A 12756-nucleotide genomic window follows, 5' to 3' on the forward strand; every position below is an offset into this window, starting at 1 on the left:
CGCAGCGAAGACGCCCTCCGCTGTCGGACAGTGCCAAATCGAGTGATCGTTCGCGATTATCACACAGCGACCAGGAGGAGTCACTTCCGAACGGTTGCCGGGGCCACTTCTCCCCGGGCTGCCGCCTGTCACTACGCCCACCCCATGACCTGGTCAAAGCCCTCGCCGTTCCCGCTGCTCCTCGACGCGCTCGCACCCGGAGGTGCCCCGGACCGTCGTACGGGTCCGGGGCACCGGCAAGGTCGCGAGGAGGTCAGCGGGGCAGCCGGTCGAGGATCCAGGTGCCGAGTTCCTCGGTCATCTGGCTGTGCGGTGTGTTCTCGGTGGACAGTTTGAAGTCGTCGAGTTCGCTCTGCCCCGGATCGAGGTCGCTGATGTCGACGTAGAGGTCCTCCTGACGATCGAGATCACGCACGGCGACGGCACTGACGGCGGGGACGAAACACACCCACGCGGCGGAGGGTTCGATCTCAGTGCTGCCGGTGATCTTCAGCTTTCGGCCGGCGATCCCGTAGCTCTCCAGGGTCCCGCCCGGAGCGCCGTCGAGTTCGGGGAGGTCATCGGTGGTGATGGTGCGCTCGGTGAGCAGACCCTTGAGGCGCGCGACCTGTTGGGAACTGCCGGTGCTCTGGGTCCGCAGAGTGGTGCCGTTGAAGTAGCCCGATGTGACCTTGACGGCGTCCGTGGCGGGCTTCACCCCGTTCCCCGTACCGGTACCGCTGCCGTTCGCGACCCCCAGTTTGATCGGCCTCGCCGGCCAGGAACCCACCCGTTCGAGCGCCGCGAGGAACTCGGTGCGCAACTGGTGTTGTTCGGGTGTCGCCGTGGTGGTGGAGATGTGTCGCCACAGGAGCTGGCGCGCGGCGTCGCTGTTGATCTGACGCGAGAGGGCGGGGGTGGCCTTGAGGAAGTGGGCGAGGGCTTGCAACCCGATCGGGATCCACGCCCCCCGGTGGGGACTGTCGTAGGAGAGGTACACGGCTGTCTGGTGGTCGATGGACTGGGCCTCCATCTCGGCGAGGGCGTACCGGGTGACGAGACCGCCCATGCTGAAACCGCCCACGGTCAGCGGATGGTCGCCGTGCCGTTCCTGGATGGTCTGGAAGATGCACTGTTGGACGACATCGGCGTTCTTGAGGAGCGAAGCACTGCGGTCGTCATAGCCGAGGATGACCAAGTCGTAGCCACGGGAGCGCAGTTCACTGATGAAGGCGAATCGCCCCCGCTCCAGACCGTGCCACAGCACGTCCAGCTTGCTGCCACCGGTTTCGAAGCCGTCCGAGAGAACGACCGGCCTGGTCAGTCCCTGATTGCCGACCCCGTGGTAGACCCAGGCGGTGCCACCGCGAAGCTCCCAGGTCCGGTCGGGCTCCGGTGCGGGCGGAACCTCGGTGCCCGGCGTGGGGGCGAGAAAGCTCCACGGCTCGATGGTGGGCTCGTTCTGCTCGCTCATGCGTGGGTCCTCACATGTGATGAAGGCGTTCGGCCGGTGCGGGCCGACCGAGAGCGCGTCGTTGCACCGTGCCCGCGTCGGCCTACCCAGAGCATCCCGTCGAACATGCACTTCATCCACGAATGAGTGAAAGAGCGGGAAAGGCGATGAAATGATGCCCTCGCTCTGGTGCTTGCAGAACGGCCCGCTTTGTGTGGGTGGCGACCGGGGCGCGGCTGAGGGGAACCTCCGGGGCGAGCCCCCGATCCGTACGGGCAGATGGAGTAGACACGAATCGATTTTGCGGGTGTATGCCCACGCTTCGCCCGCCGATTCGCCGTTCTGTTCCCGCACATACGTTAGACATCGGGCATGGATGATCCCTTTGCGTTCAGTCCTCTGAGAGCGTGGGGAGAGCCCCTCAAGGTCATCCCCGAGCCCAGGAGATGGGCAGGGTGTCTGGCCGTGCCCTGTGTCTGGGTCACACACGGCCGGGTTCCCGCTCGCTCCCACGGGTCGGCAGCGGCCGAACACGCAGTCCCCGACGAACCGGTCAACCACTAGGCGGTGGTTGCCGGTCGGTCGCGCCCGACCCGAGAGTGGGCCGCGCCGGACGGGACCTCGCCACCCGCTTCAGTCCTGGTGCCCGGCTGGCCGACCGAAGGCGGAACGCGTACGGGTGACGGAGCGCGCTCGATGGAGCACGGCCGTGGCATGGGACTGGTCACGGAACGAGTGCAGCGACACCCGAAGGTGCTTGAGCGCTTGGTCGGCCGGAACGAGACGCAGGCTCGGGTAGTGGTCGAGGAAGGCGTGCCAGTGCAGACAGGACTCTTCCAGCCGGCCCAGCGGCAACAGCGTTGCGGCGAGCCGGGCATGGGTCAGTGCAGCGGACCGGTGTCGATCATGTGGACGACCCATGATCGACGAGGTGAGGGCCTCGGCGGCCTGGGCCGAATCCCCGAGGGCGAGGAGCGTCTGACCGCGCTGGTAGTCGAGGCCGGCGCGGGGATAGGAGCTGAAGGCCCCCGGAGGACTGGTCGCACGGTCGTGCCGGGCCTCGGCGGCCGAGAGATCGGCGATCGCTCTGCCGCGCTGTTGGGCATGGGCGTGGGTGAGCGCCCGTTGGCTCAGGAGGAAGGACAGCGTGGCCGGGTCAGCCGATGGGCCCACGATGTCGATTGCGGTGTCGGCGAGTTGCCATGCCTTCTCGTGAAGGCCCTGGCGTAGCGCCTTGAGGCTCATGGCCCGCAGGGTGATCGCGTAGATGCGTCTATCTTCGGCCTGGCGCGCCAGGTCCAGGGCGGTGGCGAAGTGGCGGTCAGCCAGGCCGGGACGTCCGGCGTCCATGGTCATGCGGGCCAGCAGATGGATGAGTTGGGCCGCGCCGACGAGGACCTGCCGGCGCAGTTCAGGTGTGGCGGGCGCCGAGAGGAGACCGCTGGTGTAGTGGGTGAGATAGGACGCCAGAGCCCTGCGGGCGTGCGTACCGCCATGGCGTTCCATGCGGTTCGCGAAGACCTGGGACATCGCCTGTAGGGTCCTCGCCTCCTCGGGCGAGACCTCGCTGTCCGCGCAGCGTCGTCGCATGACGACCGGAGTCTCGGCCCTTCTGCCGGAAGGGGTCAGTGAGGCGAATCCGTACGGGGAATCGGTGAACGGTGTGCGTCGAGCGCGGTCGGCGGCGCGGTTGCGGATGATCAGTCTTTCCACGACGTCCGTCCTGGTCGGGGCCTGGGGCAAGAGGTCGTCGGTCGTCTCTCCGGGGGGTGCAAGGCCCGTTTCCTCCGTGGTGGGAAGGCGGTCGGTGCGGCGGTTGAGCGCCGGGTGACCAGATCGGGGATGGGCGGCCGGTGCCGGGGGGCGGTCAACCGGCGGAGCATTCGACTCCGGGTGCAAGTGTGGATGACCTCTCCGCCGCACTACAAGACTGACTCCGGGGGCGAGTGAGGGCGGTGACGCGCCCAGCCGGCCGCCGGTTCAACGGTGGGCGCCGGGGCGCGTGGACACCACCAGGCCATCGAGACGCTGCAGATGAGTGCGCCGTTGCGGCGTGGGACATCTGTGCTTCGCCCGTTCGGATGCAGGAGGAGCGGCCCGGTATGACCGCTCCGATGCGTCAACGGCGCGGCACCGGTTCGGCTCCCGCAATCGGCGGCCCATCGTCCGGAACGACCGTCCGCCACTTCGAACGCCCGAGGGCCCGCCGATCTCGGCTGCCCTAGACCTTGCCGTGGCCGTAGGTGAGGTGGGTGGGCTCGGCCGCCGAACCATCGGTCACCAACTTCTGTGACGTGGAGGCCCCGTTCGTGACTTCCTTCTAGCCGAAGACGCCCATCACAACGGGCTTCGCCGGCATCGGCGGTGTTGTGATCGTGGTGTGCGTACTGCTCCAGGGGCGCCCGTCGCACCACCGTACCCCCACCGGAGCGCCCGCCGGGAAGCCCGCGTCCTCGCCCGCCACGGAGACACCACTCACGCACTCGAAGCCATCCGCCGAGCCGGAGACGCGTTCGACCACGCCAGCCCCGATGACATCAGTCACGAAGTGCACCTGCCGTGCCGGTGGAGTCGCGTGGGGGAATGGGACGGCGCATCTCCTCGTATCCGCTCACGTACTCCATGTGCTGCACACCGATGAAGTGGTCGAACACGATGCTGGTGGTGGTTGCGGCTACAGGGCCCGTACTGAGCCTCGTGGCGACAAAGTCGCGCAGCTGCGCGCTCGAAGTGCAGGTCACATGGATCAGGAAGTCGTCCGGGCCGCCCATGAAGAACACGTTGAGCACCTGTGGGAATCGAATGACACGGCCCGCATAGGCCTTCACCTGATCCCGGGCCTGGGCCTGGAGTCGCACGAACACGATGGCCTGGATCGGGAACCCGAGCGCCTCGTAGTTCACGAAGGTATTGATCGACCTGATGACACCCAGATTCTCAAGTCGTTTGATTCGGGCGTGGCACGTAGACGGGGCGATGCCGGCCTTGCGTGACAGGTCGTTGTTGGATATCCGGCCGTCCGTGGTCAGTTCCCAGAGCAGAATCTCGTCGATCTCGTCGATCTTGATTTCCCTGGACCGCTCGTTCGCGTAGCGCCGCATTGGTGACCTCCTCGTGCACAGCCTGGGCCGACGGGTCGCGGTCTGTCCGCGAGACAGTAGAACGTTCGGAGGTGCCCAGGCGATTTCGACCCTGGGCGAAAAATCTGCCTGAGTCAAGCGTGTCTTCGAAGAATATTCAGATTCGACGGCGTTCTGGCGAACGATCTCCCAGCATGGGATCCAGGTCACCCCGAGACGGGTCGGCATGACCCACCCCACGCACCTTTCACCACAACGCAATTCGGCGTGGCTCGCCGCTACCCACCCTGAAACCGTCACGACCCTGCAAGGGAGCAGCAATCAGTGATTCCAGCAACCAACACGCCCGAACGAAAGGCGCAGCTCGACCAGTTGGCCGACCGCGCGAAGTTCATCCGGCTCGAAACGGTGCGACTCTCCAAGATCGCCGGCGCGGGCCACTACACGTCCTCGTTCTCGGCCGCGGAGCTGTTCGCGGCCCTGTACTACTCGGTACTGAACTACAAACCGGCGGAACCGAGGTGGGCGGACCGGGACCGGTTCGTGCTCAGCAAGGGACATGCCGCGATCGGGCTGTATCCGGTGCTGGCCGACGTGGGCTTCTTCGACCCGTCCGAACTCGACACCTACACGCGCCTTGGCAGCCCGTTCGGTGACCACCCCGACATGAAGAAGATCGCCGGCATCGACTTCAGTTCGGGTTCACTCGGCCACGGGCTGTCGATCGCGGTCGGCATGGCACTGGGTGGGCGCGTTGGTGACCGGCCGTATCGGACCTTCTGCATGCTCGGCGACGGCGAACTGCACGAGGGCCAGGTCTGGGAGGCGGCCAACGCCGCCGGCCATTACCGGCTGGGCCGACTCGTTGCGATCGTCGACCGCAACAAACTGTGCATCGACGGCTTCACCGACGACGTGATGAGCGTCGAGCCGATCGAGGACCGTTTCAGGGCATTCGGCTGGCAAACCCACCGGGTCGATGGCCACGACCTCGACGCTGTGCTCGACGTGTTCGACGCACTGCCCACTGTGCAGGACGGTCCTCCGCAACTCATCGTGGCGGACACGGTGAAGGGCCGCGGTGTGCGGCTCATGGAGTACAACCCCGACTGGCACGTCGGCAACCTCGTCGGTGCCGACTACGACAACGTGATCGCGGAACTGCAGGCGGGTCTGCGTCCGCTGGAGGCAGCAAAGTGACCGCAACTCAAGACCAGGCAGAGATCTTCGGCGGCGGCGCGGCAAAGCTGAGCGACAAGCGCTCCTTCGACGGCAGCGACGTCAGCTCCATACCGGCGTTCGTATTCGGCGAAGAGCTCGCCGAGATCGCTGACAGCGACCCCCGTGTCATCGTGCTCACCGCCGACCTCGCCAGTGCGAACCGGGCCACCGACTTCGCTGCGCGGCACCCTGAGCGCTTCTTCAATCTGGGCATCGCCGAGAAGGGAATGATCACCACCGCGGCAGGCATCGCATCGTGCGGCTATGTGCCGTTCGCCGCGACGTTTGCTTCATTCTCGGCATTGTTGTGCGCGGAGCAGATTCGCACCGACTGCGCCTATCCGCGGATGCCAGTGCGCATCGTCGGCCACCACTCCGGCATGTCGATGGGGTTCTACGGCACCAGCCACCACGCCCTGGAAGATCTTGGTGTCCTGCGCACGTTCGCCGACCTGACGGTGGTGTGTGCGACCGACGAGAACCATTTGCGCGCGGTGTTGCGGGCGTCGGTGGACCATCCCGGCGCCATGTACATCCGGCTCGGCCGTGGTCGCGATCCCGAGGTCTACGCCGAAGTCCCTGATATCACGCTGGGCAAGGCGATTCGGCTACGCGAGGGTGCAGACCTGACGATCGTGGCCACTGGCAGCGAGGTCAAACCCGCTCTGGACGCCGCCGAATCCCTTGCCGCGCAGGGCATCAGCGCGCGCGTCGTCGACATGCACACCGTGGCCCCGCTGGACGTCGACGAAGTGCTGGCCGCGGCGCGCGATACCGGCGCCATTCTGACCGTCGAGGAGCACAACGTCACCAACGGGCTCGGCACGGCCGTCGCGGAGGCACTGTTCGAGGGCGGAGCACGCGCGGTGCCGTTCCGCAAGCACGGCGTGCCCGACGAATACATCCCCGTCGGTCCGCCCGCCGCGCTGTACGCGAAGTACCGTCTCGACGCCCCCGGCATCGTGGAGGTCGCAAAGGAGCTGCTTCGATGACCAACAAAAATGACAACAGCTTGACCAAGCGGTCCCAGACGGTGATCCCCGGCGGTATCTACGGGCACATGGCTGTGAGGGGGTTCTCCCACACGTTGCCGCAGTACATGGCCTACGGCGACGGCTGCCGCGTCACCGACACCGATGGCAACACCTACATCGACTTCATGTGCGGGTGGGGCCCGGTCGTGCTCGGACACTGCCATCCCACGGTGCAGCGGGCGGTGGCCCAACAACTCGCGCAGGGCGACTGCCTGAACGGCGCGGCGCCGGTGATGGTGGAACTCGCCGAGCTCCTGGTCGACACCGTCGCGCACGCCGATTGGGCGCTGCTGGCGAAGAACGGCACCGACGCCACCACCACGTCGGTGACGATCGCTAGGGCGGCAACCGGACGGCGCAGAGTGCTGATGGCCAAAGGCGCCTATCACGGCGCGGTGCCATGGTGCACGCCCGTCACCGCGGGCGTCACCCCAGAAGATCGTGCGCACCTTGACTACTTTGAATTCAACGATCTGGAGTCGGTGCGCGCCGCTGCCGCGCGGGCCGGCGACGATCTGGCCGCCATCATCGTCTGCCCACACCGACAGGACGTGCATCGCGACCAAGAGCTGACGGATCGGCAGTTCGCACGCGGGCTGCGGGAGCTGTGCGACCGGATGGGTGCCGCCCTGATCCTCGACGACGTCCGGTGCGGCTTCCGGCTCGACATCGCGGGCAGCTGGGAATCGATGGGCGTGCGGCCCGACCTGTCGGCGTGGTCGAAGGCCATCGCCAACGGGTACGCGCTGGCGGCGGTGACCGGCACCGATGCTCTGCGGAGCGCAGCGAGCCGGATCTATGCGACGGGCTCGTTCTGGTTCTCCGCGGCGTCGATGGCGGCGGCAGTCGCCACCATCACCGAACTGCGCGAAACCGACGCGCTGGAGCGCATCGCGCGGGCGGGTCAGCGGCTGCGCGACGGGCTCGCCGCGCAGGCGTCGGTGCATGGATTCGAGGTGATTCAGTCGGGTCCGGTGCAGATGCCGCTGCTGCGGTTCGCCGGTGACGACGACTTCACCTTGACCCGGCGGTGGACCGACGAAGCTGGCGCGCGGGGGGTGTATGTGCACCCGTACCACAACTGGTTCCTCGGGGCCTCTCACACCGATGCCGACATCGACGAAGCTCTTGAGCGCACCGACGGCGCGTTCGCGGCGCTCGCCCGGCGATGAAGATCACCGGAGCGGTGCTGGAAGAGTCCGGGCGCGCACGACCTTTCGCGAAGTCACGCCCGATCACGGTCGTCGACGTCGAGCTCGGTGAGCCAGGCCCGACCGAGCTTCTCGTCAAGGTCGAGGCGGCCGGTGTGTGTCATTCGGATCTGAGCGTGGTCGACGGGAATCGCCTGCGGCCCACTCCGATGCTGCTCGGCCACGAGGCCGCCGGCATAGTCGTGGCCGCGGGCGCGGCGGTTACCGACATCACACAGGGTCAGCGTGTGGCGATGTCGTTCCTGCCCCGTTGCGAGCGGTGTGAGGCTTGTGCGGAGGACGGCCGCCTGCCGTGTTCGGCAGGCACGGCCGCCAACAGTGCGGGCACCCTGCTGCACCAATCGCGCCACCTGCGCCGGGGTACCGAGATCGTCCACCACCACCTCGGTGTGTCTGCTTTTGCCACGTATGCCGTGATCGATCGTGCATCGGCCGTCGGTGTCGGGGCCGATGTCCCGCCCGAAGTCGCCGCGGTGCTCGGATGCGCGGTCCTCACCGGCGGCGGCGCCGTGCTTAATGTGGCGAAGCCGGCGCCCGCGGACTCGGTGATGGTCGTCGGACTCGGAGGCGTCGGAATGGCCGCGATCATGACGGCGAAAGCGCACGGCGTCGAACGGGTCATCGCCGTCGACACCATCGACACGAAACTCGATCAAGCGACCGATCTCGGTGCGACCGAGACCCATACGCCTGCTCAGGTCGAGCGGCTGGGCATCAAGGCCCGATACGTCATCGAATGCGCAGGGCACCCCAGCGCATTCGAAACCGCCTTCACCGCCACGCAATCGGGAGGTACGACGATCACCGTCGGGTTGCCCTCCCCGGCCGCGCGTGCGTCGCTGTCCCCGCTGACCGTCACCGCCGAAGCCAGAACTGTGGTCGGAAGCTATCTCGGCTCTGCCGTGCCGTCCCGCGACATCCCCCGCTACGCGCAGATGTGGCGGGAGGGGAAACTCCCCGTGGAGAAACTCATCTCGTCGCGGATCGAGTTGGGTCAGATCAATGAGGCGATGGACCTGCTCGCGGACGGCCTGGCCATCCGGCAGGTGATCGTGTTCGACACTGCTTGATCCCTGCACGCTTGTGCGGTCCGCCGCCTCCTGCGGCCGGCGGGCGGGCAGCAAGGCGTCCGGCCATGGGTCGTGGCCGGCCGCCCTCCCGCAGAGGGTGCCGCACCATTCCGGAGCGTCCCGACACGGCGGGTCGGCAGGCCCGACACTGCCGCCCAGGGGGCCGCCACCAGTAACTAACCATGGCCACCACCGAAGAACTTTCGGAACAGAGTGGATAGGCATCATCGGCGGGCTGAAGATCACCGAAGATTTTCGACCGGAATCGGCACGATCTTCGGATTTTGCTCGCCGGACAGAAGTGATCCGCATCATGGTCGGAACACATGCCGCACGAGGTTGCGAAAGCACCTCCAGTACCAAGGTTCTGCTGCGCTCCGTCGCAGCCCTGTCATCCCATCTCGAATCATGCAGCGGTGCGCCGCGTCCATGAGAGGAGCTCACAGATGAGCACCCAGACAGAAACCTTTGTCCGGTATCGGATGTCGATCGCCGGACAGGACCGCGACAGCGCGTCCGGCGAGATCATCGAAGTTCGCAACAAGTTCGACGGTGTTGTCATCGGCACCGTCCCCGCCGGCACCGCAGACGACGCGCAAGCCGCTCTCGACGCGGCGCAGGACGGCGCCGAGATCTGGTCTGCCACACCGGCATTCCGGCGGGTGGCAATCCTCAAAGCGGCGGCTGCGCAGATCCGCGCACGTCGCGACGAGCTCAGCGCTGTGCTGTCTGCCGAGAACGGCAAGACCATCGCAAACGCCTCCATGGAGATCGACACCACCGTCCGGATCTTCGAAGGCTTTGCTGAGGAGTCGCTGCGGCTGTTCGGGCAGACCGTACCCCTCGACATCCAGGAGGGCCTCCAGGCCGACCTGATGATCACTGTGCGGGAACCGCTTGGCGTCATGGTGGGCATCCTGCCGTTCAACTTCCCCGCCGAACTGTTCGCTCACAAGGTCGGCGCCGCCCTTGCGGCGGGCAACGCGATCGTGGTGAAGCCGCCGGAGGACGACCCCATCGCGACGATCCTGCTGACTGAGATCCTGCATCAGGCGGGCGTCCCCGGCGCCACGCTTCAGCTGGTGACGGGGTACGGCGACGTGGTCGGCGACCACCTTTCGAAGAGCCCCGGTATCGCCGCGGTCACCTTCACAGGCAGCACCGAGGTCGGCGCGATCATCGCGGCCAATGCCGGACGCAATGTGGTGCGGGTGTTCCTGGAACTGAGCGGAAACGACGCATTCATCGTCTGCGACGACGCCGATATCGACGATGCGGTCGACCATGCCGTTGCGGGGCGGATCTACGCCAACGGGCAGGTGTGTGTCGCCACCAAGCGCATCATGGTCGCGCGCTCCCGCTACGACGACTTCCTTACCAACCTGCGCGCCAGGGTGGAGGCCCTGCGCGTGGGTGACCAGACCGATGAGAACACCGACGTCGGGCCGCTGATCAGTGTCGACGCCGCCCGTGTGGTGGAACGCCAGATCCAGGAGGCGGTGGGTCAAGGTGCGCGCCTGCTCGTCGGCGGCACCCGCAACGGAGCGTTCATCACCCCCGCCCTGTTGGAGATCGATACGAGTGTCGGCATCGCCACCGACGAGGAGATCTTCGGCCCGGTGTTCTCCGTGCTGGCGGTCGACAGTCTCGACGAGGCGATCGACATTGCCAATGCCTCGCAGTTCGGGCTCAATGCCGCGGTGTTCACCGCCGATCTCAAGCAGGCCATCAAGGCCGGACGCCGAATCAAGGCCGGCATCGTATCGGTCAACGGGGGCAACGCCTACCGACCGGACGTGGCAGCGTTCGGTGGGTATAAGAAAAGTGGCATAGGCAGGGAAGGCATTGCCTACACCCTCGACGAGTTCACCCAGGTCAAGAGCATCGTGCTTCGCGGAGTCATCACCGAAGACTGAGCCGCCCGGTAGGTACACGGAAGGGCCCTTCGGAATCCGACCCTCGACCAGGCGGTGCACCTTCACGCGAGCGCCGCACAGAATTCTTCGCGATCGCCCTAGTGCGTCTGCCTCGGTGTCATGTTTGCCGCAGAAATTTCGTCAGGAAGTCACACTCATGTCCAGCTCCCCGAAATCTCAATCCACGGCCACCGCCGTAGATCCACCGCCCGGTGGTGCGGCCAAGCTGCACCGTGGGCTCGGCGTCGGTTCAATCGTGTTCATGGTCGTCGCCGCAGCCGCGCCGCTGGCTGTGGTGACTGCCAGTGTGCCGATCATCATCTCGGTCAGCGGTAGCACCGCCGCGCCGCAGTTCTTTCTGATTGCGACGATCATCCTGGCACTGTTCTCCGTCGGCTTCACGTCGATGAGCAAGTACGTGCCGAATGCCGGCGCCTTCTACTCCTACATCCAGAGCGGACTGGGCAGACACATCGGCGTCGGTGCGGCCGCGCTGGCCCTCGGGTCGTACGGGGTGATGCTCGTCGGCCTCTACGCGTATCTCGGGGTGGCCACCACAAAGCTGCTGACCGCCGTGCACATAGGCATACCGTGGTGGACCAGCGCCATCGGCTGGGTGCTGATCGTCGGCTTCCTTGGCTATCGCGATATCGAGTTGAGCTCGAAGGTTCTTGGGCTGCTGCTGGTCGCGGAGACGCTCGCCGTGGTGATCGTCAACATCGGGATCATCGGTCACGGTGGGCACGGCGGGTTCAGCTCTGCGCCGTTGTCGCCGTCCGAGTTCGTGACAGGCGCGCCGAGTCTCGGCCTGATGTTCGCGTTCTTCTGCTTCATCGGCTTCGAAGCCACCGCGGTGTTCCGCAATGAGGCGAGGGATCCAGACCGAACCATTCCGCGTGCGACGTACATAGCGGTGTTGTTCATCGGCGTCTTCTACGCGATCGCGGCGTGGACGGTGGTGCAGGGACTCGGCATCGGCCGCGCCGTCGAGCTGGCCTCCGGAGAACCGGATGGTGTCGTACAGAACTTGGCAGTCACGTATGTCTCGCCGATTCTGACCGATGTGATCCAGGTGTTGCTGGTGACCAGCTTCTTCGCCTGCGTCCTGTCATTCCACAACGTCATCACCCGCTACCAATTCACCCTGGCTGCAAAGGGGTTGCTGCCGAAGGCGATGGCTGAGGTCGATGACAAGCACCTCACGCCTTCGCGGTCGTCGCTGGCCTTCACCGCTGTTTCGCTGACAGCGATGGTGGCCGTTGCGGTGCTCGGCTGGGATCCGATCTCGCAGATCTACATGTGGTTCTCCGGCGCATCGACGCTCGGGTTGATCGCTCTGATGGCGATGACCAGCCTTGCCGTGATGGTGTTCTTCCTGACGAAGGCCCGTAGGCCCAGCGTGTGGCAAGCGGTGATTGCGCCCGGGCTGGCGTTTATCGGTCTCATCGTGATCATGGTGCTCGTCATCAAGAACTTCGCGCTGCTGGTCGGAAGCTCAACCAACGCAATCGTTCTGGGTGGCATCATCGCCTTGACGTTCGCCCTGGGGATCGCCGTCGCCGAACGGCTCAGGCGTACCCGTCCCGATCGCTACCAGGCGCTCGACGAGGACGTCTAGCCTCGATCGTCTATGAGTCCCCGGCAGCAGGATCCGGGACAGCCCTCACCGCCCGCCTCAGCCTTGTCCGCGCGACCCTCAGCCCGGCTGTCCAGCCCGTCCCCGAAATGCACCCTTGGGCCGTCTGGTCCCTAACTGGCCCCCACGGCATACGGAAAAGGCGGTACCGGATTC

General features: G+C 66.1%; 10 protein-coding genes. 6 read left to right on the forward strand and 4 right to left on the reverse strand.

Annotated elements, in window-relative coordinates; genetic code table 11:
- Positions 1-253 precede the first annotated feature (253 nt).
- From ABZ348_RS29140 to ABZ348_RS29155, 4 genes are all read right to left on the reverse strand, one after another.
- Entirely contained in the window at positions 254-1453 is a 1200-nt protein-coding gene (locus ABZ348_RS29140) for a hypothetical protein (protein WP_358938043.1), read from the reverse strand.
- A gap of 612 nt (positions 1454-2065) precedes the next feature.
- Positions 2066-3145, reverse strand: coding sequence for a hypothetical protein (locus ABZ348_RS29145; RefSeq protein ID WP_358938045.1), 1080 nt, complete (start codon positions 3143-3145; stop codon positions 2066-2068).
- A gap of 607 nt (positions 3146-3752) precedes the next feature.
- Positions 3753-3977, reverse strand: a complete 225-nt coding sequence (locus tag ABZ348_RS29150) for a hypothetical protein (protein WP_358938047.1) — start codon at positions 3975-3977, stop codon at positions 3753-3755.
- On the reverse strand, positions 3970-4533 hold the full coding sequence (locus ABZ348_RS29155) for an Lrp/AsnC family transcriptional regulator (RefSeq protein ID WP_358938049.1): 564 nt from the start codon (positions 4531-4533) through the stop codon (positions 3970-3972). Before ABZ348_RS29155 ends, ABZ348_RS29150 begins: the two co-directional genes overlap by 8 nt.
- 303 nt (positions 4534-4836) lie before the next feature.
- Between ABZ348_RS29155 and ABZ348_RS29160 the strand changes: the two genes are divergently transcribed.
- The 6 genes from ABZ348_RS29160 to ABZ348_RS29185 all read left to right on the forward strand — a co-directional run bounded on the left by ABZ348_RS29160 (position 4837) and on the right by ABZ348_RS29185 (position 12582).
- The gene (locus tag ABZ348_RS29160; protein WP_358938051.1) at positions 4837-5712 is read left to right on the forward strand and encodes a transketolase; all 876 of its coding nucleotides are present in this window, start codon (positions 4837-4839) and stop codon (positions 5710-5712) included.
- Positions 5709-6725 (forward strand): transketolase C-terminal domain-containing protein, encoded by a 1017-nt coding sequence (locus ABZ348_RS29165; RefSeq protein ID WP_358938053.1) that lies wholly within the window; start codon positions 5709-5711, stop codon positions 6723-6725. Before ABZ348_RS29160 ends, ABZ348_RS29165 begins: the two co-directional genes overlap by 4 nt.
- Entirely contained in the window at positions 6722-7939 is a 1218-nt protein-coding gene (locus ABZ348_RS29170; protein WP_358938055.1) for an aminotransferase class III-fold pyridoxal phosphate-dependent enzyme, read from the forward strand. Before ABZ348_RS29165 ends, ABZ348_RS29170 begins: the two co-directional genes overlap by 4 nt.
- Complete coding sequence (locus ABZ348_RS29175) at positions 7936-9048, forward strand: zinc-binding dehydrogenase (RefSeq protein WP_358938057.1); 1113 nt, start codon at positions 7936-7938, stop codon at positions 9046-9048. Before ABZ348_RS29170 ends, ABZ348_RS29175 begins: the two co-directional genes overlap by 4 nt.
- A 446-nt stretch (positions 9049-9494) precedes the next feature.
- Positions 9495-10964 carry an aldehyde dehydrogenase family protein gene (locus ABZ348_RS29180; RefSeq protein WP_358938059.1) on the forward strand — a complete coding sequence of 490 codons (1470 nt, stop codon included), beginning with the start codon at positions 9495-9497 and terminating at the stop codon, positions 10962-10964.
- A 157-nt stretch (positions 10965-11121) separates the two neighbouring features.
- Positions 11122-12582, forward strand: coding sequence for an APC family permease (locus tag ABZ348_RS29185; protein ID WP_358938061.1), 1461 nt, complete (start codon positions 11122-11124; stop codon positions 12580-12582).
- The last annotated feature ends 174 nt before the right edge of the window (positions 12583-12756 follow it).

The organism is Streptomyces sp. NPDC005963, from assembly GCF_040638655.1.
GTDB lineage: Bacteria > Actinomycetota > Actinomycetes > Streptomycetales > Streptomycetaceae > Streptomyces.

What these genes read in the sequence shown, in the direction of transcription:
- ABZ348_RS29140 (WP_358938043.1), bottom strand. Translation starts at nt 1,453, where the DNA reads ATGAGCGAGCAGAACGAGCCCACCATCGAGCCGTGGAGCTTTCTCGCC.
- ABZ348_RS29180 (WP_358938059.1), top strand. Translation starts at nt 9,495, where the DNA reads ATGAGCACCCAGACAGAAACCTTTGTCCGGTATCGGATGTCGATCGCC.
- ABZ348_RS29155 (WP_358938049.1), bottom strand. Translation starts at nt 4,533, where the DNA reads ATGCGGCGCTACGCGAACGAGCGGTCCAGGGAAATCAAGATCGACGAG.
- ABZ348_RS29175 (WP_358938057.1), top strand. Translation starts at nt 7,936, where the DNA reads ATGAAGATCACCGGAGCGGTGCTGGAAGAGTCCGGGCGCGCACGACCT.
- ABZ348_RS29170 (WP_358938055.1), top strand. Translation starts at nt 6,722, where the DNA reads ATGACCAACAAAAATGACAACAGCTTGACCAAGCGGTCCCAGACGGTG.
- ABZ348_RS29185 (WP_358938061.1), top strand. Translation starts at nt 11,122, where the DNA reads ATGTCCAGCTCCCCGAAATCTCAATCCACGGCCACCGCCGTAGATCCA.